18 protein-coding genes and 1 other RNA gene are annotated in these 21,757 nt (G+C 61.3%); 9 read left to right on the top strand and 10 right to left on the bottom strand.

Annotated features, from left to right (window positions below; translation table 11 throughout):
• Positions 1 to 18: 18 nt before the first annotated feature.
• From AC2S2E_RS08775 to AC2S2E_RS08785, 3 genes are all read right to left on the bottom strand, one after another.
• Complete coding sequence (locus AC2S2E_RS08775; protein WP_476102952.1) at positions 19 to 1,161, bottom strand: DUF47 family protein; 1,143 nt, start codon at positions 1,159 to 1,161, stop codon at positions 19 to 21.
• 92 nt (positions 1,162 to 1,253) lie between these two features.
• The gene (locus tag AC2S2E_RS08780; RefSeq protein ID WP_486524515.1) at positions 1,254 to 1,631 is read right to left on the bottom strand and encodes a winged helix-turn-helix domain-containing protein; all 378 of its coding nucleotides are present in this window, start codon (positions 1,629 to 1,631) and stop codon (positions 1,254 to 1,256) included.
• Positions 1,632 to 1,682: 51 nt separating this feature from the next.
• A complete protein-coding gene (locus AC2S2E_RS08785; protein ID WP_486524516.1) occupies positions 1,683 to 3,242 on the bottom strand; it encodes a CYTH and CHAD domain-containing protein in 1,560 nt (519 codons plus the stop codon).
• Positions 3,243 to 3,384: 142 nt separating this feature from the next.
• Between AC2S2E_RS08785 and AC2S2E_RS08790 the strand changes: the two genes are divergently transcribed.
• Both AC2S2E_RS08790 and AC2S2E_RS08795 read left to right on the top strand, forming a co-directional pair.
• Positions 3,385 to 4,926: a bifunctional aminoglycoside phosphotransferase/ATP-binding protein gene (locus tag AC2S2E_RS08790; RefSeq protein WP_486524517.1), complete on the top strand. Its 1,542-nt coding sequence runs from the start codon at positions 3,385 to 3,387 to the stop codon at positions 4,924 to 4,926.
• 51 nt (positions 4,927 to 4,977) lie between these two features.
• Positions 4,978 to 5,832 carry a tetratricopeptide repeat protein gene (locus AC2S2E_RS08795; RefSeq protein ID WP_486524518.1) on the top strand — a complete coding sequence of 285 codons (855 nt, stop codon included), beginning with the start codon at positions 4,978 to 4,980 and terminating at the stop codon, positions 5,830 to 5,832.
• Positions 5,833 to 5,844: 12 nt separating this feature from the next.
• Here AC2S2E_RS08795 and AC2S2E_RS08800 read toward each other — a convergent pair whose 3' ends face one another.
• The 3 genes from AC2S2E_RS08800 to AC2S2E_RS08810 all read right to left on the bottom strand — a co-directional run bounded on the left by AC2S2E_RS08800 (position 5,845) and on the right by AC2S2E_RS08810 (position 9,341).
• Positions 5,845 to 6,885: a sigma 54-interacting transcriptional regulator gene (locus tag AC2S2E_RS08800; RefSeq protein WP_486524520.1), complete on the bottom strand. Its 1,041-nt coding sequence runs from the start codon at positions 6,883 to 6,885 to the stop codon at positions 5,845 to 5,847.
• A gap of 402 nt (positions 6,886 to 7,287) precedes the next feature.
• Entirely contained in the window at positions 7,288 to 8,193 is a 906-nt protein-coding gene (rpoH, locus tag AC2S2E_RS08805; protein WP_476102938.1) for an RNA polymerase sigma factor RpoH, read from the bottom strand.
• Positions 8,194 to 8,240: 47 nt separating this feature from the next.
• Positions 8,241 to 9,341 (bottom strand): RluA family pseudouridine synthase, encoded by a 1,101-nt coding sequence (locus AC2S2E_RS08810; RefSeq protein ID WP_486524521.1) that lies wholly within the window; start codon positions 9,339 to 9,341, stop codon positions 8,241 to 8,243.
• Here AC2S2E_RS08810 and AC2S2E_RS08815 point away from each other — a divergent pair.
• From AC2S2E_RS08815 to AC2S2E_RS08825, 3 genes are all read left to right on the top strand, one after another.
• Complete coding sequence (locus tag AC2S2E_RS08815; protein ID WP_486524522.1) at positions 9,334 to 9,753, top strand: M67 family metallopeptidase; 420 nt, start codon at positions 9,334 to 9,336, stop codon at positions 9,751 to 9,753. The genes AC2S2E_RS08810 and AC2S2E_RS08815 overlap by 8 nt on opposite strands.
• A 66-nt stretch (positions 9,754 to 9,819) precedes the next feature.
• Positions 9,820 to 10,476: a histidine phosphotransferase family protein gene (locus AC2S2E_RS08820; RefSeq protein WP_476102930.1), complete on the top strand. Its 657-nt coding sequence runs from the start codon at positions 9,820 to 9,822 to the stop codon at positions 10,474 to 10,476.
• A 28-nt stretch (positions 10,477 to 10,504) separates the two neighbouring features.
• A complete protein-coding gene (locus AC2S2E_RS08825; protein ID WP_486524523.1) occupies positions 10,505 to 11,239 on the top strand; it encodes an N-acetylmuramoyl-L-alanine amidase in 735 nt (244 codons plus the stop codon).
• A gap of 348 nt (positions 11,240 to 11,587) precedes the next feature.
• Here AC2S2E_RS08825 and AC2S2E_RS08830 read toward each other — a convergent pair whose 3' ends face one another.
• The gene (locus AC2S2E_RS08830; RefSeq protein WP_476102925.1) at positions 11,588 to 14,539 is read right to left on the bottom strand and encodes a TonB-dependent receptor plug domain-containing protein; all 2,952 of its coding nucleotides are present in this window, start codon (positions 14,537 to 14,539) and stop codon (positions 11,588 to 11,590) included.
• A 362-nt stretch (positions 14,540 to 14,901) separates the two neighbouring features.
• Between AC2S2E_RS08830 and rnpB the strand changes: the two genes are divergently transcribed.
• Positions 14,902 to 15,316: RNase P RNA component class A (gene rnpB / locus AC2S2E_RS08835), an RNA gene on the top strand.
• 174 nt (positions 15,317 to 15,490) lie between these two features.
• On the opposite strand, the gene infC is transcribed toward rnpB, so the two are convergent.
• On the bottom strand, positions 15,491 to 16,009 hold the full coding sequence (gene infC / locus AC2S2E_RS08840) for a translation initiation factor IF-3 (RefSeq protein ID WP_476102923.1): 519 nt from the start codon (positions 16,007 to 16,009) through the stop codon (positions 15,491 to 15,493).
• Between the two features lie 131 nt (positions 16,010 to 16,140).
• Positions 16,141 to 16,827: a ligase-associated DNA damage response endonuclease PdeM gene (gene pdeM / locus AC2S2E_RS08845; protein ID WP_486522026.1), complete on the bottom strand. Its 687-nt coding sequence runs from the start codon at positions 16,825 to 16,827 to the stop codon at positions 16,141 to 16,143.
• A gap of 69 nt (positions 16,828 to 16,896) precedes the next feature.
• Between pdeM and hemF the strand changes: the two genes are divergently transcribed.
• From hemF to AC2S2E_RS08860, 3 genes are all read left to right on the top strand, one after another.
• Positions 16,897 to 17,757 (top strand): oxygen-dependent coproporphyrinogen oxidase, encoded by an 861-nt coding sequence (hemF, locus tag AC2S2E_RS08850; RefSeq protein WP_486522027.1) that lies wholly within the window; start codon positions 16,897 to 16,899, stop codon positions 17,755 to 17,757.
• A gap of 57 nt (positions 17,758 to 17,814) precedes the next feature.
• Entirely contained in the window at positions 17,815 to 18,354 is a 540-nt protein-coding gene (locus AC2S2E_RS08855) for a superoxide dismutase family protein (protein ID WP_486522028.1), read from the top strand.
• A 281-nt stretch (positions 18,355 to 18,635) separates the two neighbouring features.
• Complete coding sequence (locus AC2S2E_RS08860; RefSeq protein WP_476102915.1) at positions 18,636 to 20,729, top strand: RelA/SpoT family protein; 2,094 nt, start codon at positions 18,636 to 18,638, stop codon at positions 20,727 to 20,729.
• Between the two features lie 176 nt (positions 20,730 to 20,905).
• On the opposite strand, the gene AC2S2E_RS08865 is transcribed toward AC2S2E_RS08860, so the two are convergent.
• A complete protein-coding gene (locus tag AC2S2E_RS08865; RefSeq protein ID WP_486522029.1) occupies positions 20,906 to 21,751 on the bottom strand; it encodes an XdhC family protein in 846 nt (281 codons plus the stop codon).
• Positions 21,752 to 21,757 lie beyond the last annotated feature (6 nt).

The following is a 21,757-nucleotide window of genomic DNA, read 5'->3' on the forward strand; positions in this document are numbered from 1 at the left end:
CTCCTTGGGCCAGTGATCTTAGGCGTGGTCGATCACGAGACCGTCGATCTCGTTGGCGACGTCCTCGAAACGGTCCACCACCTTTTCCAGGTGAATGTAGATTTCGCGCTGGATGAAGAAGGTCAGCGGGGCGCTCTGGCCATGCTGCTTGAAGGTCTTTTTCAGGCCCTTGGCATGGATTTCGTCCGACTGGCCTTCCATCTGCACGATACGCCCGGTCAGCTCATGCAGGCGCGCCGCATTGGCGTGGACATTGCGCAGCAGCGGCATAGCTTCGGCCAGAAGGCGCGAGCAATCGACGATGATGGCGGCCATGTCGCGCATTTCCTGCTCGAACTCGGTCACTTCATACAGGCTGACCGCGCCGGCGGTCTGCTGCATCTGGTCGATCGAATCGTCCATCGAACTGATCAGGCTGGTGATCGCGCTGCGGTCGAAAGGCGTCAGGAACGTCTTGCGTACCGTGGTCAGCACGTCGCGCGTGATATTGTCGGCTTCTTCTTCGCGCTCGACAATCTCGCGGATATGTTGGTTCATGCCGGCGCCGCCCTGAAGCAGGCGGGCCAGAGCGTCGCTGCCAGCGGTCAGCGTGGCAACATGGGCTTCAAACAGCGCGAAGAAGTTGCCCTGCTTGGGGAGCAGCGCCTGAAACCAGTGAAACATTCGAACAGTTTCCCTCATCAGTGCCAGACTGCGGCCCACGATTGGCTTGCCGGACGAATCGGCAAAGTCGGATGGCCTAAACCGGACCATCAGCGCGCGCAGTTCTGGCTCATCAACAAGGCCCGCCGCTTCGGAAAGCGGGAACCATTGCCGTGTCCGCTGCCCTGCTTCGGGCCATTCGTCAAGTTCGGTTGTGACGGCCAACGGAAAAACCCTCACATCCACAAGGAGTGAGGCACCCGACTTTAACTGTTTGCGATACCGGTAATCGCCCAGAGGAACTGGGCAAATCGCGCCTTCCAGCCCTGCTTCCTCAAACGCTTCCTGCGCTGCGGCGGCATGGGCGGACAGACCCTTCATCGCATTGCCTTTGGGCAAAACCCAACGCCCGGTGCCCCGCGAAGTAACCATAAGTACCTCAACAGGCGCGTCGAGCGAATCACCAACGCGTCGATAGGGCAGGCTGGCGATCTGACGAATGGGTACTATCCTTGTCATTAAAATGAAACAATAGCCAATTTGCCATGTCTCATGAGGCTCTGATCCGAACCTTGTTTTAGCCTGCAAACCTTGCCAGACACAAGCGGGCGCTATTGGTGTTCACGCGGGATGGGCAGGAGGGCCGCCTGCAACACCTTCCACTGTGCGCCGTCCTCGACCATCGCGGCGCCTTTTTGCACCGCGCGATAGGCGTCCAGAACCTTGCGCCCCGCCTCGCTCAACCTTGCGCCGGAACGGGCCGCGCCATTGGGCATGGTTTCAACCAAGGGCTGCGCCCAGCATCGGTTCATCGCATCGACCAGCAGCCACGCCCGGCGATAGCTCATATCCATCTTGCGCCCGGCGGCGGAAATCGACCCGGTGGCATCGATGGCCTCCAGCAGGTCGGCCTTGCCCGGACCCATGGCGATTTCATCGCCGCACATCACGCGGACCGAAATTTTCAGGCGCAGGTTGGACTGGTTCATCGTAATACCTCTGCGCCGTCTTGCGTCAGGCCATGATGCGCGACAAGCCCCCTAGAGCGCTTTCCACCAGCCGGCACTGGCCTTTTCCCTCTCCAACCCTTCGCGTGCGCGTTCCAGCGCCGCATCGCGCCCATGGCTTGACATGCCCAACCCCGCGTCGAGTTGGGCCTGAAGGATCACCGCCTCACGCCGGGAAAGGTCGAGCAGGCGCGCGATTTTGGGGCCGGCCTGCACCGCGCTGGCTGTATCCTGAATATCGCCCAATGCGTCCTGAACCTGTTCCAAGGCTTCTTGATGCGCCCGCGCGACACGGCTTTTATCCAGCGGTTGAAAAAAACTGGCCGAGTAGCGCAGCTTCTTCACGTCCTTGCGCAGATCGTGCAGCGCGCCATCGCTCATGTGTGACAGGTGTTTGCGGGCGCCGCGAATGGCCTTGCGCTGATGTTCGATCATGCTGGCGGCCAAAGGTTCGACCGCCGCCCCGGCCATGGGAGAATTGAGATAGGCGCCCACCTCGAGCCACAGCGCAAAACGCAGCCACAGGCTTTGAAAACGATGCTCGCTCAGCGCTTGTTGCGCCCGCGCGGTTGCCACGGCCTCGGCACGCAGCAGCGCCTGGGGCGGTTCACCCATCCCGCGCGCCAACACATGCAGGTCACGGGCAGGCGACAGCAACAGCGCCACCTCATGCAATTCCTTGCGCAGGGCCTTGGCCTGATCATCCTGTGCCAAAAGGTCGCGGCCAAACAGGGACAAGGCCGCCCGCATTCGCCGGATTGCCACACGCAGCTGATGGATCGCGGCCGGATCACCGCGCGCGATGACCAGCCCCAGATTGCCCACCGCATGGACCAGAGCGTTCCAGCCTATCGTCTGAAAGGCGCGCCCGGCGCTCATCCCGCGCGTTACGGCGACGGTGGTGGCGGCGACGGCCTGCGGCCCGCTGCCCTTGGCCAAAGCCTGCGCCCGGTGCGCCTTGGTGCTGATCGACCAGCCCAGTTCCGGCCCCAGCGGCATTTCCAGCGCCACATGCAAAAGATCGGCCAGCCGCCCTTCGCACAATTCCAGTTCCAGTTCTGCAATGGGCTGCGGCGTTGCCCCGCCCGCACGGATTTCGCCCGTGTCAAAGGCCGCCTCGATCAAGGCCTTGCCACGATGCAGCAACCTTGCCTCGCGCTCGACCGCCAATTCGGCATAGGGGATCAGGCCGGAGCCTTTGCGCATTTGCTCCAGAGCTTTGGCTGCGGGCGCGGGAAATGCAGCGGGATCGGGTGTTTCGGCTTTAAGGTCGAGCGGTTGGTTCCATTCGCTGCGCTGCATCTGCCCCTTGCGGCCCAGCGCGATCTTTAACGTCTGTTCGCAACCTTTGGCACGGCGGCGCACCCGCAAACTGGCTTTGCCCGCGGCCAGCGCGCCATCGGCCGTGTCGAAATAGGTGGTGCGCAGGCTGTCACATTTTCCCGCCCCGGCCAACGCTGGGTGGTGCCGCAATTGTTCCAGCATCTTCGCGCTGGCGGCCAATTTGATTTCAATTTCTTCGGGCGCGGGATCGAGCGCTGCATCAGGCTTGGCGGCATCCTTCATGGCGTCAAGGGCACCGGTCTGGTTCATGCGATTTCCCTGGCTTTGGCGCGATCAGGATCATCCCATAGCACCGCCCATGGACCTGATCCAGCCAGCCTTGTTGATGAGGCGCATGTCGCGGCGCGATATGCTATGCAAAAGTCTGGCCATACAGCATAAAGGCGCATCCATGCCCGGTGAACAGGATCAGAGCGCGACGGTCGCCTTTTTACAGGCGCAGGGCGATGGTGTGGAAAGGATCGACACGCATGGCGCGATGATCTTTCTGGCGGGCGATCATGTTTTCAAGCTCAAGCGGGCGGTGGATCTGGGCTATCTCAATTTCGCATCGCTGGCGGCGCGAGAGGATGCTTGCCGCGCCGAATTGACGCTGAACCGGCGGACCGCGCCCGATCTCTATCTTGATGTTCGCTCCATTCGCGCCGGGACGGATGGCGCGCTGAACTGGGATGTTGGCGATGTGGTCGACTGGGTGGTGGTGATGCGCCGCTTTCCCGCAACGGACTTGTTGACCCATGTGGCCGAGCGGGGGGAACTGACCCAAACCTTGCTCCATGCGCTGGCCGATGGGGTGGCGCAGTTTCATGCGGGGGCGGAAATCATGCCTGTTGCCGATGGTGCGGGGCGGATGCGCGATGTGATCATGGGTAATGGGCGTTCGTTTGCGGCGGTCCCGACTGGATTGCTCCCCGCCGCCGATGTTGCGCGGTTGCAGGAGGCCACCTTGCATGAACTGGAAAAGGTCGCCGGCCTGCTCGACCAGCGCGCGCGGCAAGGCAAAGTGCGTCACGGGCATGGCGACCTTCATCTGGCGAATATCTGTTTGTGGCAAGGGCGTCCGGTTGCCTTTGACTGCCTTGAATTCAGCGCGGAACTGGCGACGACGGATCTGCTGTATGATCTGGCCTTTCTGTTGATGGATCTGTGGCAAAAGGGGCATGTTGGCGCAGCCAATCTGATCGCCAACCGCTATGCCGACCGCGTGGGGGAGGAGGATGGCTGGCCCGCCTTGCCGCTGTTCATGTCGGTGCGGGCGGCGATCCGCGCCCATGTCGGCGGGGCGACGGCCGCACGGATGACGGGGGCGGCGCGCGAGGAAAAGGCCGGGGAGGCGCGGGCCTATCTCGATGCGGCGCTGCAATTCCTGGCGCCCGCCGCACCGGCCTTGATTGCGGTGGGGGGATTGTCGGGGACGGGGAAATCGGCTCTGGCGGGCGCCCTTGCGCCGAAAATGGGCGCGGCGCCGGGCGCGCGTTGGCTGCGTTCGGATGTCATGCGCAAGGTTTTTGCCGGGGTCGCGCCCGAAACGCGCCTTCCCCCCCAATCCTATACGCGCGAGGCCAGCGCGCAGGTCTATGCCGCGATGACGGATCGTGCCCATGCCATGCTGGAAAGGGGATGGCCGGTGGTGGTCGATGCCGTTTTCGCTGCGCCCGACGAAAGGGCCGCCATCGAAGATATGGCGCGCAAGGCGAATGTCCCTTTCCTTGGCCTGTGGCTGGAGGCCGATGGGGCGGTGATGCGGCAAAGGGTCGATGCGCGGCGCGGCGATGCGTCGGACGCCGATGCGGGCGTGGTGGCGCGGCAAATGACCTATGATTGCGGCGACCTGTCGGCTTGGCGCAGAATTGCGGCGAATGGATCGCGCGATGCGGTGGTCGCACAGGCGCTTGCCGCCACACAGCACCTGTTCATCTTGCAAAAGTCATAAGTCTCACCAGATCACGTGACGGCGCTTCTTGCGCTTTATGGAGTGAGAAAGATGAAAAAGTCTGGCCTGTGGTTGTTGGCCCCTCTGGCCTTGATGATGGTTTCAGCGCCTGTTCTGGCCGCCGAACCCAGCGTGCGCGATGTCTATGCCACCGCCCGCGCCGGACAGGTGGACAAGGCCGTCACCATGATGGACGAGGTGTTGAAGGCCCACCCCAACAGCGCCAAGGCCCATTACGTTCAGGCCGAATTGATGGCCAAGCAGGGCCGCATTGCCGACGCCCGCACCCAATTGGCGGCGGCTGAAAAGCTGGCGCCGGGATTGCCGGGTATTCAGCCGCAATCGGTGGCCGCTCTCAAGGCCCAGTTGAACGGCGGGTCGGTGGGAAACGGCGCCGTCACCACGACTGAGGCCCCGCGCCCGGCGCAATCGCGCGGGATTTCGTGGGTTGGCATCGTGCTGATCGGCGCGCTGGTCTTTGGCGTGCTGGCCTTTTTCCGTCGTCGCAGCCGTCAGGCAGAGGCCTATAATGCGTCCATGGGCGGGGGGTATAACCCCAATGCCGGCCCGATGGGCTATGGCCCGCAGGGTGGCCCCGGTTTCGGTGGTCCCGGTTTTGGTGGTCAGGGTTACGGCGGCTATCCTCCGCAGCAGGGCGGCGGCATGGGTTCGTCGATCCTTGGCGGTCTGGCCACGGGCGCGGCGGCCGGTGCGGGTTTTGCCGCGGGTGAGAAAATCATCGACGGCATGTTTGGCGATCACAAGGATGAAACGCGCCGCGCCGTGCGCGATGAAAATACCGGTTGGGGTTCGGGCAACACCAATCAAGACATGGGCGGCAGTGACTTTGGCATTTCCGACGACAGTTCCTGGGATTCATCGGACGATAATGGCGGGGACTGGTAAGCCCCGCCGAAATCAGGCCGAACGCTGGGCCTCGTTCCAGCGTTCGCGCTTGCGATAAAGCGTCGAGGGGCTGACCCCCAGAATGCGCGCGGCGCCCGGAAGGCTGCCATGCGCGGCCTGAATCGCCCCTTCGATTGCCAGCTTTTCGATTTGATCCAGCGTCAGCCCCGCCAGCGCCTTGTAGAGCATTTCATGATCGGTGGCGGCAAAGGCGGGCGCTTCTGTGCCGGGTTCAACGGCCTGGGGCGTTTGGCCCACAGGCGTCGGCGGCACAGCGGGCAGAGCGCGCAGAGGCAATTCCGGTCCATCGAACAAAAGGGCGGCGCGGCGGATCACATTTTGCAGCTCATGCAGATTGCCCGGCCACGAATAGGCTTCGAGCGCGGCAATGTGGTCCGGGCCAAGCGCATTGAATTTCTTGCCTTGTTCACGGGCAAAGCGGCGCAGGAAACTTTGCGCCAGCGCCTCGATATCGCCGCCGCGATTGCGCAGAGGGGGCAATTCGAGGGGGACGACCGCCAAGCGGTAATAGAGATCCTCACGAAATTCGCCGGAGGCCAGTGCCGCCAGCATGGGGCGGCTGCTGGAACAGATCAGGCGCACATCGACCAGCGTGCGCCCGACCATCCCGCTTTGCAGGAAACGCAGCAGGCGGCTTTGCAGGGCGAGGGGCAGCGCGCCTACTTCATCAAGAAACAAGGTGCCGCGGTCGGCCGCCCGCAGGGCGCAGGGTCCGCTTGACGCAGTAACATCGGCAGCAGGGTCGCCAAAAATGTGCCGCTCGATCTGTTCGGGCGCCATCGCGTGGCAGGACACCGTGACAAAGGGGGCCGATGAACGTGGCGATGCGCGATGGATCGCTTCGGCGCAGGCGTGTTTGCCGGTCCCGTTTTCGCCCATGATAAAGACATTGGCCCGGCTGGAGCCCAGATATTTGATCTGGGAATAGACCTCGCGCATCGCGCTCGACCCGCCGATCAGGCCGTAAAGGCCCGATGCCGGGGAATCATCATGAATGGTTTCGCCATGCGAGGGGGGGGTCTCGATAGCCATGGGTGTATCCTTGTCCGTGTTTTATGCGTGCCACGCGCGCACGCATCAACCATTAAGGATCCTTAATGCAGGTAATTGTCCTAATAAATTGCAAAGCATTTTGGCAATCTAGTATAATAAATGCCTAATGTTCTAAGCGCTTTCACCCAGTGCGGGTACAGTATGAATTATGGATTCGGTAAAATGAGCAAGTAGCGCGACCAAAGGTTTGACGAAAACAAAGGCTTTGAACGTCGCCAAGCAGGCAGGCAAAGCATGCGCCGCGGCCCGTGACACAGCGGCATAATAAGGGGGCATGTTTTGACCGTGAGCGCAGGTGCCCTAAATGGCCGCGCAAAGGGTAGGCCGTCGAAATTGGGGCAGAGGGAAATTGGGGCAGAGGTGCGGCCGCCCCAATCGAGTTTAGGCCGCCGCGACCAGCATTCTTTCGCGCGCGATGGTCTGCATCGCCTTTTGCAGCTTTTCAAAGGCGCGCACCTCGATCTGGCGCACACGTTCGCGGCTGACATTATAGGTCTGGCTCAATTCTTCCAACGTCTTGGGATCATCGGTCAGACGGCGTTCGAACAGGATCGCACGCTCACGTTCGTTCAGGCTTTCCATCGCCTCGGCCAACAGCGCGTGGCGCCATTGGGCCTCTTCGGCATTGGCGACGGTTTCATCCTGCAACGGCCCCTGATCGGCCAGCAGGTCTTGCCATTGCCCTTCGCCTTCCTCGTTAAAGGAAACGTTGAGCGAAGCGTCCCCGCCCATCATCATCCGGCGGTTCATATTGACCACTTCGGCCTCGGACACGCCAAGGTCGGTCGCGATCTTCTTTACATCGTCGGGATGAAGGTCGGTGTCTTCAAAAGCGTCGATGTTCTTCTTCATGCGGCGCAAGTTGAAGAACAGCTTTTTTTGTGCCGCCGTCGTGCCCATCTTGACCAAAGACCACGAACGCAGGATGAATTCCTGCATGCTGGCCTTGATCCACCACATGGCATAGGTGGCCAGACGGAAACCCCGGTCGGGTTCGAATTTCTTGACGCCCTGCATCAGGCCGATGTTGCCTTCGGAGATCAGCTCGCTCATCGGCAGGCCGTATCCGCGATAACCCATCGCAATCTTGGCGACCAGACGCAGGTGGCTGGTGACAAGCTGACGCGCGGCATCGGGGTCCTGATGCTCGGCATAGCGCTTGGCCAACATGTATTCCTGCTCCGCCGTCAATACGGGGAACTTGCGGATCTGCGCCATATAGCGGTTGAGCCCGTCCTCACCAGAGGGGAGCGCCGGCATGGCGGGCAAGTTGCTGTCCTGAGTCATAGCAGTCATCGTCCTTCAACTTTGTCAGCACGCGCATTGACGGACCCTTAACAGGCATCCCTCGGCGGCGGCCACGGTGAGCCTTCCTTGCCCCCCGGCCCAATGGCACCGGAAAGCAGGGAAGATACCGGCTGGTCAGCTAGACAACTGCCCAACCGGTCAGAGAGTTCCCGCATGTCGGCGGGCAATTCGCTGGTAAAGCGTAGTGTTTCACCAGTAACCGGGTGTAGGAAACCGAGAACAGCAGCATGCAATGCCTGACGCGCAAAGCCAAGCTCTGCCAGGATTGGTTTTTGCGATTTCTGTGATCGGGCGTACACGGGATCACCCAAAAGCGCGTTGCCGATGGATGACATATGCACGCGCACCTGATGTGTGCGCCCGGTTTCGAGCCGGCATTCGACCAGGGCCGCCCGATCCAGCGACTCGAGAACGCGGTAATGGGTAACGGCATGTTTGCCGCGCCTTGGGCTTGCGTCATCGCCCTCAATGGTTTCTCCGCCCGGTTTGATCAGGATTTCGGGCATCAGGGCCATACGCTTGCGGTCGGTGGGGTGGCGCGCGATGACGCCGCGCAACGTGCCGCGCGGCGGATTGGGAATGCCCTGCGTCAGGGCCAGATAGGCGCGTTCAATCGAATGGTCGGCAAATTGTCGGGCCAGCCCTTCATGCGCCAAATTCGTTTTGGCCACGACCAATAGGCCCGAAGTGTCCTTGTCGATGCGATGGATGATGCCGGGGCGGGCCACGCCGCCGATGCCCGACAATTGCCCCTTGCAATGATGCAGCAGCGCATTGACCAATGTGCCATCGGGATTGCCCGCCGCAGGATGGACGACAAAGCCTGCGGGCTTGTCCACCACGATCAGATATTCGTCCTCATAAACGACGACCAGTGGAATATCCTGCGCCACCGCATCCAGCGTGGCCACTTCGGGCAGGGTAATGGTAAAGCGTGCGCCGGGCGCGACCTTCATCGATGTTTGCGATACGGGGCGGCCATCGATGGTCACCCTGCCTTCGCCGATCAGCGCCTTGATTCGCTCTCGCGACAAGGCTGCGTCGGGCGGACAACTCTCTGCCAGCGCGCGGTCCAGACGGCCGCCGCTTGAAATTGTCCCTTGTACGATGCTTTCCCCCATGCTCATTCTGCTGCAAATGGGCATGGAAATTCACTTGGCAAGAGGAATCGTTGCCGCAATCTGTGGAGAGGCGGCCAAGGCCCACCCCTTAGAGGCCTGCGGCCTGTTGCTGGGCCATGGGGGGCGGGTGGCGGAAATCCGCCCTTGCGCCAATGTCGCGCCCGATCCTGCGCGTCATTTCGAGATCGATCCGCAGGCATTGATTGCTGCGCTGCGTCATGAGCGATCCGGGGGGCAACAGGTCATTGGCTATTATCACTCGCACCCCACGGGCGAATCCCTACCCAGCGCGACGGATGCCGCCATGGCCGCGCATGACGGATGCGTCTGGGCAATTTGTGGTGGAGAAACGGTCAGTTGGTGGCGCGATGGGCCCAATGGCTTTGAAGTGCTTTCCACGCGCGAAGATGAGAGTTAAGGGATGCGTAACGGCGCCCTGTTACATCCGGGTCATCATCGGGCGCCATCCGGGAAAAAGTAGAAAATGTCCGATACGATCGACCGTGCCATTGCCCTCGAACTTGCCAGCCTTCTGTGTTCGCGCCTGTGCCATGATATGCTCAGCCCGGTCGGTGCGCTGTCGAACGGTCTGGAATTGCTGGCCGAGGAAAAAGATCCGGCGATGCGTGAGCGTTGCTTTGAATTGCTGGAACAATCAGCCCGCACCAGCGCCAACAAGCTGAAATTCTATCGTCTGGCCTTTGGCGCGGCGGGCGGGTTTGGCGATATGATTCCCGTGGCCGAACCGCGCGCGCTGATCGAGGCTTTGCTTTATGGCAAGGATCGCGTCAGCGTGAATTTCGCGCTGGGCAATGACATGTTGCCCAAATCGGCGGTCAAGACGCTGCTCAACTTTGCGCTGATCGCGATTGATGGTCTGGTGCGCGGCGGCACGATCGATATTGCCGCCGAAGTGCGCGAAGGCGCCGCCGAATTGGTGGTGCGCGCCGCTGGCCCGCGCATCGCCTTTGATCCGGCGATTGGCCTTGCGCTCGAAGGCCGGCTTGAACCGGGTGATCTGTCGAGCAAGACGGCCCCTGCGGCCATGTTGCAGGTGATGGCCACCGGCCTTGGCGGCAATATCCAATATGCGCTGAGCGATGAAGCGCTGGTGATGGGCGCGGTGATCCCTGTCGGCTGATGATATTGGAAATGGGGAGAATTAAGGCATGAGCGAATTGGTCCACCGCGAATGCCTCTCGCCCAATTGTAATGAACGCAAATTGCCGATCAGCATGGTCGTGCTGCATTATACCGGCATGCAGACCATGCAGGAGGCTCTTGACCGCCTGTGTGATCCGGCCGCCGAAGTGTCGGCGCATTATCTGATCGATGAGGATGGCACCGTCATCCGCCTTGTGCCCGAGGAAAAACGGGCATGGCATGCCGGGCGTTCCTATTGGCGCGGCATCACCGACGTGAATTCGGCCAGCATCGGCATCGAGATCGTCAATCCCGGTCACGAATTCGGTTATCGCCCCTTTACAGATGCGCAGATGGAATCGCTGATCCCGCTGCTATCCAGCATCATGGCGCGGCATAATATAGAGCCAGCCAATGTGGTGGGCCATTCCGATGTCGCACCGGCGCGAAAGCAAGATCCGGGCGAATTGTTCGAATGGGAATTGCTGGCCCGCTATGGTCTTGCCCTGCCTACGCCCAAGCCGCGCATCCGGCTGCTGCATGAAAATCCGGGGGCGTTCTACCTGTCCCTCGAACGCTTTGGCTATGACATCACCGATGGGCGCGCCGCGGTGGCTGCATTCCAGCGCCGTTTCCGCCCGCGTATCGTCGATGGTGAACTGGACGGTGAGGTGGGGGCTTTATTGTTCGAACTCCTGATCGCGCGGGACGCGGCTGAGGGTGAGGATTGGGAATGTGGGGAGGATGACTTTCCCTATTAAGGTTTAGTGTGCCTCCGGCGGGCAAAGGGCGGGGGCCCTTTGCAATCCCATTAATGGCTGCGCTGCGTCATGGCGGCGCCTATTGTGTCGGACGCGAAGTAGAGGTTTTAAAGCCTGCGGCGCGGAATGCTATTTCCTATCCGCGCCGCAGGCTTTAAAACCGAATCCACTAAAGATGCTCCGGCAAACCTCCCACCACCCAATAATGGGATTGCAAAGGGTCAAGACCCTTTGCCCGCCGGAGGCATAAACACCCCCAAAACAAAAAAAGCGCCGCCCCCACACGGGAGACAGCGCCTTTTTCCCAACCCGCAGGCCGGAGGCCAAGGCCCCCGACCCACGCGATGATTACATCTTGATGTTCACGCCCGCGCGGAATTCGCGGCCCACCAGACCGGCATAGTGCCAGGTGGTGAGGAAGTTCGGCGCGCTGGAGTAGGCGGCGGGAGCCACCGGAGCCTTGGCGTCGAACACGTTCTTCACAATGCCATAGACGGTCATGCGATCATTGATCTTGAGCGTCGCGTTGAAGTCATTGTTGATGAACGGGCTGACATAGCAGAAGTTGTTGCCGGTGCCGTACAGGTTCTGGGCACAGCTGGTGTCCGTGCTGGCCTGGTCAGCCGCGGTTTGCTTGATACGGCCCACATAGTAGGTCGTCAGGCTGAGCGAGAGCTGACCGATTTCCAGCGTGTTCTGCCAGTTGCCACGGATGCGCGGCGTACCATTGCCCGACGACAGATCGTAAGGGCCATAGGTCCCGGCATAGCGCTGGAGCGTGCCGCCATTGTTCAGGTCATAGCGGATGACATAAGTGGCTTCGACGCGGCTGGACCACTTGATGTTATGCGGCAGGTTGATCTTGGCGGTGGCCGAGAAATCAAGGCCCGAAGTGACCGAGTAGTTCGCGTTCACATAGGGCACATTGATGATCAGCACGCGCGGCAGGGCGTTCGGATAGAGCGGGTCAATCGAATCGACCGAGTTCACCGAATAGCCCGGACCAACGGCGGCCACGGCGGCCTGGGCGTCGGCCAGATTGGAGGCGCCGAAATAGGCGTTCACGGCCTGACCGGCGAGCGGACCCGACACGATCAGGTTCGACTTCTTGATGTTGTAGTAGTCGGCCGTGAAGCTGAACCAGCGCGTCGGCTGGGCGATCATGCCCAAGGTGAAGCTGCGCGAGTTTTCCGGCTTCAGGTTGGGATTGCCAACCGAACCGCGACCCAGGTTATAGACGTTGTTATAGGCGTTGTTCGCCGCTGCGCCGCCATGCTGGTTGACGAAGTTGGCCGGCGGGGTGGTCGAAACGAAACCGGCATACTGGCTGCGCGGGCCCGATTCGGCAAAGGTCGGGGCACGGAAGCCTTCCGAATAAGTGCCGCGGAAAGCCAGCGCCTTGATCGGCGTGAACTTAACCCCGATCTTGGGCGAGAACTTCGAGAAGCCTTCCGAATAGTGGTCGAAACGGCCCGAGAAGTTGGTGTCGAGCATGCGCGAGAAGGGAGCGTCGATTTCGAAGTATGCCGCCGACACGGTGTGCTGGCCATAGGCCGAAGCCGTGGTCAGGCCATAGGTGTCGAGCGCTGCGTTCTGATTGCGGTTTTCCAGCTTTTCAGCGCGGATCTGACCGCCGATAGCCAGCTGAGCCTTGCCGCCGGGCAGATCGAACAGCGCACGCGTCATCGAAGCGTCAACGCCATACATTTCCGAATAGGAAGGGGTCGTCTTGTCGGGCGCAATGAAGTTGCGCACGGCGTTGCTGTTTAGCGACGGGTTGACGAAGTTGTAGGCGCCCGTGTTGATCGCGTTCATCAGGTTGGCGATGTTGAGCAGGCCGTGCTGAGTCAGCTTCAGGTTGTCGCGGGCATAGACGCCTTCGACGCGCCAATCGGTGCTTTCGCCGATCTTGCCGTTCAGGCCCGAGGTGAAGCGATACACGTCATTGGTGCGTTCGCTGCCGGCGGCAATGTCGCCGAACATGTAATAGATGCGGGCCGCGTTCGTGGCCGGGTCCACCGATGTCGATGTCGCATAGGGGTTGTTCGGGTTGAGCTGACGATCAGCCGCCGTGGCGCAGTTCACGCCCGCCGCGCAGATGTAAACCGGCAGCACGATGCCCGGGTTCGACGAGGCCAGCGTGGGCGAACCGCCAAAGGGCTGGGTGGCGCGGATGGCAGAAGGCGTGCCCATGATCGACACATAGCTGCGGCTCCAGCTGCCGGTGACATAGCCTTCGATGCTGTCCGAGACGCGGAAGCTCAGGCGGCCGTTGATCGAATAGCGTTCCTGAAGCGGGGCGATCTGGCGATATTGGTTGACCAGATCGTATTTGCAGCCCGTGCCGTTCGACGCGGTGAACGTGCCGCCGGCGCAATTGGCGAGGCCGAGCGCCGTGTATTTCGCCGAAGTGCCGTCGGCCAGAGCAACGCCGCCGGAAAGCGGGTTGTTCAGGTCGCTCTGCGTGGTGCGGGCGACATAGGCAGTCGGCACGTTGCGGGTCATCGAGGAGTCGTCGGCATTCTTGTCGAGACCGCCGATCGAGCGAAGATCCTGGGTGTTATAGGGGAAGCCGCGGCTCTTGTTCGAGATGCGGCCGTTGTACTGGTATTCACCGTTCAGGTAGAAGTTCCAGCCGTCGTCCTGATAGTTGCCAAAGCCGACCGTCGCGCTCAGGCGGGTGTAGCGGCCATCGCCACGTTCGCTGATGCCGCTTTCGGCATTGCCGGCCACGCCGTTGAACTGCTTCTTCAGCTTCAGGTTGACCACGCCGCCGATCGCATCCGCACCATAGCTCGACGAAGCGCCGTCCTTGAGGACTTCGATCTTGTCGATCAGGCTGAAGGGGATCGAGTTGAGGTCGACATAGGCGTTGTGCCCGTCGTCGTTCAGCGGGAAGTTGGCCGAACGCAGACCGTCAATCAGCACCAGCGTCGAGGACACACCCAGACCGCGCAGCGACACCGCCGAACCGCCCGCCGAGAAGCCCGACTGGAAGCCCGAGCCGATCGAGCCGGCGCCGTCAGCCGAAATCGAGCGGATCGCGTCGGCAGCGGTGGTGATACCGGCCTTGATCAGCGATTCCGACGTCAGCACGGTGACCGGCGAAGGGGTTTCGGTGTTGGTGCGGCGGAACATGGTGCCGGTCACAACAATGGTTTCGGGTTCGGCGCTGACGGCGCGGCCCGCAGCGGGTGCGGCCTGCGCAAACGCGGGGGCCGAAGCCAGCGTGGTGACGAGCGAGAGAGCAGCCACGCCATTGCGCAGCCAAGCCCCACGAAGGTGCTTAGATTGGTTCATAATTGGTCTGTTCCCCTGAAAACGCGTACGAAAACGGACAAGGCCCCTTTGCGTTTTCTTCAGTACGATGGCGCTCTAGACACGCTGTTTAGGGGGCGTTGCAATCAGGATTCGTCACATTTGGAAACATGTCAGTAATAGTGTGTCGCCGCTGCAACATAGGTGTAATGCGGCATGGGTTTATTCTGTCGGCGTGGCGACACGGTGTTGCGTGGTTAAAAATCGCAGAATTCCGCCATTTACTGACGTTAATGTTAGTATGAGTTTCGGGTGTTTTGAATTGGTCTTCAAGAAATCCACAAGTTTTTTTCACCTGCCCGATGACTTCCTTTTGCGCCCAAACGCTGCTAGCAGCGGCGGCGTCAGGGGGCGGGGCAGCCGCGTCAGGAGTGATTCCTGCCGAGGAAAGTCCGGGCTCCACGAAACAAGGGTGGCGGGTAACGCCCGCCGGGAGGAAGGAGCAATCCGACCTTCAAGGGAAAGTGCCACAGAGAGCAAACCGCCGAACGGGCTCTGGCCTCAAGGTAAGGGTGAAAGGGTGCGGTAAGAGCGCACCGCGATTCTGGCGACAGAATTGGCAAGGCAAACCCCACCCGGAGCAAGACCGAATAGGGGCAACGCGTCCATCAGGACAGGCGGGTTTCGCGCCAGTTGCCCGGGTTGGTTGCTAGAGCGCACTGGCAACAGGGCGCCAAGAGGAATGGCTGCCGCTGGCCGCCGCGTCGGAAACGATACGAGCGGACTTCACAGAACCCGGCTTACAGGCCCCCTGACATATACGTTCCAGCGCGCCGGTGCCGCAAACCTTGGCCGGATGGTCAAGATGCACCCAACAGGCCAAGAAAAAGGCGCCGGAACCGTTAAGTTCCAGCGCCTCTTCGTAGATCCTGCCGGTCAGCCTGTTTGGCCGGGAATGGCCGCAAAACCAGCGAGGCAGGGTCTTTTATAGCCTTATTTCGGCGAAAGCACCATCAACATCTGACGGCCTTCCATGCGTGGATAGGCTTCGACCTTGGCCAGTTCGGCCGCATCTTCCTGCACGCGCTTGAGCAGGTTCATGCCCAGCTGCTGGTGCGAGAGTTCACGGCCGCGGAAGCGCAGCGTCACCTTCACCTTGTCACCTTCGCCGATGAACTTGTGAATGGCGCGCATTTTCACGTCATAGTCGTGATCGTCGATATTGGGACGCATCTTGATCTCTTTGATCTCCTGCGTTTTTTGCGACTTGCGGGCAAGGTTCGCCTTCTTCTGTGCCTCATAGCGGAACTTGCCCACATCGAGGAACTTGCAGACTGGCGGATCGGCGTTGGGCGACACTTCGACAAGGTCAAGCCCGGCTTCGAAAGCCTGCTCGATCGCCTCGCGCGTGTACATGATGCCGAGGTTTTCGCCCTCGTCATCAATCACGCGCACGCGTGGCACATTGATCATCTCGTTATAGCGAGGCCCGCTTTTCACGGGGGGCGCCATACTGCGCCGGGGAGGGGGGGCTATAGTCTACTCTCCATAAGACATTTCTGGATGAGCGCCTTTAGATCGAATCACACGACCATGAAAGCGCAATTTCGCCACAGGCGCGGCAAAATCGCGAAACTTTTGTTTCAAATGGTCCAGACGGGCATGGTGACCGCTTTTTGTGCGGCGCACAAGATCGCTTCGGCGCGTTTTGCGGGCTGTATGGCGGCAATCAGATCCGGATCGGCGGCGTCCATGCCCCCTGTCAAAGTGCCAAAAGCGGGAAGGATCAGCCGATTCTCGCTGCGCAGCGCGCAGGGGCGGCTGATCATGCGCCCACGGACCCGCAAACGCAGCTTGGGATGATAGTGGCCCGAGATTTCCATCCCCGTTTCGCCTGCCATGGCCTCATGGCGCAGGGCGATGCCGTCGATCCGCAATTCATCGACAACATCCCCGGCCATCGCATCGGCCAGATGCGGGTCGTGATTGCCCACGATCCACACCATGTCGAGTCGCCGCGAAAGTTCGGCCAGCAGGCTGCCTGCTTCGGGCTGCATTCGGGCGGGGCCTTCATCATCGTGGAAATTGTCGCCCAGACAAAATATCCGCCGCGCGCCCGTCACCGTCGCTGCCGCGCTCAACCGCTCCAGCGTTTCCTGACTGTCATAAGGGGGCAGCATCTGGCCGCCTTGTGCGTACCAGCTTGCCTTTTCCAGATGGAGGTCGGCGACCAGCAACGCTCCTTGCGCGGGCCAATAGACAGCCCGGCTGTCGGATATCATCCATTCCTGATCGGCAAAGGAAAAGGGGGCAAACTGCATCGCGGCCATCCGGCCCTCTTGCCGCGCCCGCCCGGCGGTGGCAAGCGGAGGCGCAATCTATCCCCATGAGAGGCCAATGTGACCGACTGGACCCCCTATACGCAGCGCGCCAAGACCTGGTTTGAAGCCTTGCGCGATGCCATTTGCGCCGAATTTGAAAAGATTGAGCGCGAGGCGGGTTCCGACGCCAGTTTCCAATACAAGCCGTGGACCCGCGATGCGGTGGCGGGCGAGGCTGATACGGGCGGCGGCGTTCAGGGCCTGATGAAGGGCAAAGTGTTTGAAAAGGTCGGCGTCAATGTCTCGACCGTCCATGGCGCGTTCAGCCCGCAATTCGCCGCCACCATCAATGGTGCCAGCGTGGAAAACCCCGGCTTTACCGCCACGGGGATCAGCCTTGTCGCGCATATGGCCAATCCGCATGTGCCCGCCGTGCATATGAACACGCGTTTTTTGACAACGACCAAGGCGTGGTTTGGCGGCGGGGCGGACCTTAACCCGCCATTGCCCTATGACGAGGATACGGATGATTTCCACGGGGCCTTCAAGGCGACCTGTGATGCCCATGGCGAGGGTTATTACGAACGCTATAAGGCATGGGCGGACGATTATTTCTACATCCCCCATCGCAAGGTCCATCGCGGGGTGGGCGGCATTTTCTATGACCATCTGGAATGCCCCGATGAAGCGGGTTGGGAAGCCAATTTTGCCTTTACCAAAGCGGTGGGCGAGACCTTCCTCTCGATTTTTCCGCAGTTGGTACGCCGCCGGATGGGGATGGAATTTGACGCTGCCCAGAAGCAGCAGCAGCTTGAATGGCGCGGGCGTTATGCCGAATTCAATCTGGTCTATGACCGGGGCACGTTGTTCGGGCTGAAGACCGGGGGCAACATCGACGCGATCCTGATGAGCCTGCCGCCCGAAGCGGTGTGGAGCTGATACGGGAGCAAAAGCCGGGCTGGTGCGTTTAAGGCGCGGATAATCGGAAAGGATCGGATGATGGGTAAGGTTTTGACAGCTCTGGCTTTGGCCGGAATGGTGCTTCTGCCCGGCGTTGCCACGGCCAAGGTTGCGCCCAAGGACAAAGTGTTGGCCAGCGCGGCCTTGATGAAGGGCGATGCGATGCCCGCCGGCCTTGCCTCGATTGTCGAGAGCAAGGGCAAGCTGGGCCTGAAGCTTTCGCTTTCCGGCCTGCCTGCCGGCGTTCATGCGGTCCACCTGCACATGCGCGGCGTTTGTGAAGTGCCCGGCTTTACCTCGGCGGGCGGCCACCTGAACCCGGCGGGGCATCAACATGGGCGCGACAATCCGATGGGCGCGCATATGGGCGACATGCCCAATGTCACGGTTGGCGCCGATGGTACGGCCGTCGTGACCTTGCCGCTGGAATATAAGGCTGACGATCTGCTGACCGCCTTGTTCGACAAGGATGGCGGGGCCGTGGTCGTCCATGCCGCGCCCGATGACTACAAGACAGACCCCACCGGCAATGCGGGCGGGCGGATCGCCTGCGGGGCGTTTGTTCGGGGGAGTTGAGCGAGGGTTAAAGGCAAGGTTTGCCTCCGGCGGGCAAAGGGCGGGGGCCCTTTGCAATCCCATTATGGGGTGGTGCCATGGTGGCAGGCGTTAGGTGATCCGCGAAGCGGTTTATATAGCCTGCGGCGCGGCGAAGTTGCGCATCGGAAAAGTCCGGCGCGCGACGATGACGGTATCGGGATTGCAAAGGGCCTTCGCCCTTTGCCCGCCGGAGGCAATTCCTTCTTCCGGGCACAAACCCCCTTGCCCTTACGCTTTTCACCCCCCACAGTTATCCAACGATGTTGCGCCAATATGAACTTGTCGAAAGGGTAAAGGCTTACGCGCCTGATGCGGATGAGCAGATGCTCAACCGCGCCTATGTTTATACCGTCCAGAAGCATGGCAGCCAGAAGCGCGCCAGCGGCGACCCCTATTTCAGCCACCCGGTCGAGGTGGCGGGCCTGATGACTGAGCTGAAGCTGGATCAGGACACGATCATCACCGCGCTTCTGCACGATACGGTCGAGGATACGCTGGCCACGATTGACGAGGTGGAAAAGCTGTTCGGGCCGGATGTGGCACGGATGGTCGATGGCGTGACCAAATTGTCCAAGATCGAGGCGATGAGCGAGAAGGAGCGCGCGGCCGAAAACCTGCGCAAATTCCTGCTGGCCATGAGCGAGGATCTGCGCGTCCTGTTGGTCAAGCTGGCCGACCGGCTGCACAATATGCGCACGCTCCATTACATCAAGAGCGAGGACAAGCGCCGCCGCATCGCCAAGGAAACGATGGATATCTATGCCCCGCTGGCCGAGCGCGTGGGCATGTATGAGTATATGCGCGAGATGCAGTTGCTGGCGTTTCAGCAATTGGAACCCGAAGCCTATGCCACGATCACCGGCCGTCTGGCCCAGATCCGCAGTCAGGATCACGGGCAGGTGGACGCGATTGCCCTGTCGATCAGCCAGGCGCTGACCGAGGCGGGGTTGAAGTGCAAGGTATGGGGGCGTGAAAAACACCCCTATTCGATCTGGCGCAAGATGGCCGAACGCCATGTCAATTTCGACCAGATCACCGACATCATGGCCTTCCGCGTGCTGGTCGATAATGTCGAGGATTGCTATCGCGCCATCGGCCTGCTGCACACCACGTGGCAGGCTTTGCCGGGGCGGTTCAAGGACTATATTTCGACGCCCAAGGTCAACGGCTATCAAAGCCTGCACACATCGATGATCTATGAAAAGGCCATGCGGATGGAGGTGCAGATCCGCACCTGGAATATGCATGAAACCAATGAATACGGTCTGGCCGCGCATTGGAGTTACAAGCAGGGCGGCGTGATGCCGGACTCTCAGGTCGGCTGGCTGCGTGATCTGGTCGAGGTGCTGGAGGCCAGCAACGACCCGGAAGAACTGCTCGAAAACACGCGGATGGCGATTTATCAGGATCGCATCTTCGCCTTTACGCCCAAGGGCAAGCTGTTCCAATTGCCCAAGGGCGCGACCCCGATCGACTTTGCCTATACGGTCCATTCCGATCTGGGCAGCATGGCTGTGGGCGCGAAGATCAACGGGCGGCATGTGCCGTTGCGGACCGCTTTGGCCAATGGCGATGTGGTGGAAATCATCAAGAGCCGCAGCGCCAGCCCGCAACTGGCATGGTTGGGCTTTTGCGTCACGGGCAAGGCGCGGGCCGCCATCCGCCGCGCGGTGCGTTTGAAGGAACGCGCCGAATTGGCCAGCATCGGGCGCAAGCTGTTTGACGAGATCATCGAGCGCCTGCCGACCAAGGTGGGCAAGAAGGCAACGGCTGAGGCGGTTAAGCGTCTGGGCCTGAAGAATGAAGAAGAGCTGATGGCCGCCATCGGCACGGCCAAGCTGGACGACCGTCAGGTGATGGAGGCGCTGGTCCCCGGATCGGCGCGCGACATGCCCGAACCGGAAAGCTGGCCCAAGCAGGAGCGGGCAATCTCGATCAAGGGGTTGACGCCGGGCATGGCGTTCCACCTTGCCGAATGTTGTCACCCGGTGCCGGGCGACCGCATCGTGGGCCTGCGCAAACCGGGCGTCGGGGTGGAGGTCCACTCGATTGCCTGCGACGTGCTGATCGAAGGCGGAGACAAGGACTGGATTGACCTGTCATGGGGCGACCGCAGCGTCGGGGCCGTGGGGCGCTTGCGCTGTATCCTCTATAACCGCCCCGGCACTCTGGCCGAGGTGACGGGGATCTTTGCCGCCAACAAGGCCAATATCACCCAGTTGCAGAATGTTCAGCGCGACGAGCTTTTCGGCACCTATGAGGTCGATCTGGAAGTCAGCGATCTGGCCCACCTGACGCGGATCGTGTCCAGTTTGCGGGCCAGTGATGCGGTGTCGCAGGCGGATCGGTTGTAGGGTTTAGATTTTGCCTCCGGCGGGCAAAGGGCGTGGGCCCTTTGCAATCCCGTTTTGGGGTGGTGGGTGGTTCGGGATGTCTGTTTTTGGGCGATGAATTTAAAGCCTGCGGCGCGGTAAACTTGCGTTGAAAAGGGCCCCCGCCCTTTGCCCGCCGGAGGCACCCCTTTCAAACCCTACCCCAACAACCCCTCATAACACCCAACCACCTCGGCCAGCACCGACAGGGCCAGCACCGACGGCGTGCGCGTTGCCGGGATCAGGCCGATGGGGGAATGCAGCCGCGCCAGATCATCCGCCCCAAAGCCCAGCGATCCCAAAAGTTCGAGCCGATTGGCCCGCGTTTTGGCGCCGCCCTGTGCCCCGACATAGAAGGCACCGGTTCCCATTGCCCAGGGGACAAGAGTGCGTTCCCATTCATGGTCGTGGAACAGGACGGCGACAGCGGTCCATGCGTCGGGCGCCCATCCATCGGGCAGGGCGGGGGGCTGTCCCAAGGACATCGTGGCATCGCACGCCTGTCCATGGGGCGAGGCCAGCATGACCTCGATCCCCTGCGCACGTCCCATGGCCGCCAGAGTGCTGGCCTCTGGCCCGCTGCCCAAAACCAACAATCGCAACCGGGGGAGGTAGCGGCGGATGAACCCTTCGCCCAGCGGCAGGTGGGCAATCTCACGGCGGTTTAAAGCGGCCATTGCCTGATTCACGGCGGCGGCATCGGGCGCGGGGTCGACCATGACCTCTACACCCGATCCACAGGGCAGGCGGATGTCGATGAAGGGTGACCCCGCGCCATAGCGTAACACGCGCGGCGGCCCGCCCGCCTGCGCCTCACGCATAAGCGCCGCTTCGAGACAGCCGTCTGCCAATGACCCGACCATCGTACCATCGGGCAGGACGGCCAATTGCGCGCCCCATCGCCGTGACCAGCTGCCATCGATACCGACAACGCTGCACAGCGCGCCGCCATGGGCGGCCACCGCCGCCAGCGCGGCATGATCATCATCCACATGCAAAGACATGAGCGG

This window comes from Novosphingobium sp. 550D (assembly GCF_057401885.1).

Coding starts and splice junctions, on each gene's coding strand:
- AC2S2E_RS08775 (WP_476102952.1), bottom strand. CDS start 1,161: ATGACAAGGATAGTACCCATTCGTCAGATCGCCAGCCTGCCCTATCGA.
- AC2S2E_RS08780 (WP_486524515.1), bottom strand. CDS start 1,631: ATGAACCAGTCCAACCTGCGCCTGAAAATTTCGGTCCGCGTGATGTGC.
- AC2S2E_RS08785 (WP_486524516.1), bottom strand. CDS start 3,242: ATGAACCAGACCGGTGCCCTTGACGCCATGAAGGATGCCGCCAAGCCT.
- AC2S2E_RS08790 (WP_486524517.1), top strand. CDS start 3,385: ATGCCCGGTGAACAGGATCAGAGCGCGACGGTCGCCTTTTTACAGGCG.
- AC2S2E_RS08795 (WP_486524518.1), top strand. CDS start 4,978: ATGAAAAAGTCTGGCCTGTGGTTGTTGGCCCCTCTGGCCTTGATGATG.
- AC2S2E_RS08800 (WP_486524520.1), bottom strand. CDS start 6,885: ATGGCTATCGAGACCCCCCCCTCGCATGGCGAAACCATTCATGATGAT.
- rpoH (WP_476102938.1), bottom strand. CDS start 8,193: ATGACTCAGGACAGCAACTTGCCCGCCATGCCGGCGCTCCCCTCTGGT.
- AC2S2E_RS08815 (WP_486524522.1), top strand. CDS start 9,334: ATGCTCATTCTGCTGCAAATGGGCATGGAAATTCACTTGGCAAGAGGA.
- AC2S2E_RS08810 (WP_486524521.1), bottom strand. CDS start 9,341: ATGAGCATGGGGGAAAGCATCGTACAAGGGACAATTTCAAGCGGCGGC.
- AC2S2E_RS08820 (WP_476102930.1), top strand. CDS start 9,820: ATGTCCGATACGATCGACCGTGCCATTGCCCTCGAACTTGCCAGCCTT.
- AC2S2E_RS08825 (WP_486524523.1), top strand. CDS start 10,505: ATGAGCGAATTGGTCCACCGCGAATGCCTCTCGCCCAATTGTAATGAA.
- AC2S2E_RS08830 (WP_476102925.1), bottom strand. CDS start 14,539: ATGAACCAATCTAAGCACCTTCGTGGGGCTTGGCTGCGCAATGGCGTG.
- infC (WP_476102923.1), bottom strand. CDS start 16,009: ATGGCGCCCCCCGTGAAAAGCGGGCCTCGCTATAACGAGATGATCAAT.
- pdeM (WP_486522026.1), bottom strand. CDS start 16,827: ATGGCCGCGATGCAGTTTGCCCCCTTTTCCTTTGCCGATCAGGAATGG.
- AC2S2E_RS08855 (WP_486522028.1), top strand. CDS start 17,815: ATGATGGGTAAGGTTTTGACAGCTCTGGCTTTGGCCGGAATGGTGCTT.
- AC2S2E_RS08860 (WP_476102915.1), top strand. CDS start 18,636: ATGTTGCGCCAATATGAACTTGTCGAAAGGGTAAAGGCTTACGCGCCT.
- AC2S2E_RS08865 (WP_486522029.1), bottom strand. CDS start 21,751: ATGTCTTTGCATGTGGATGATGATCATGCCGCGCTGGCGGCGGTGGCC.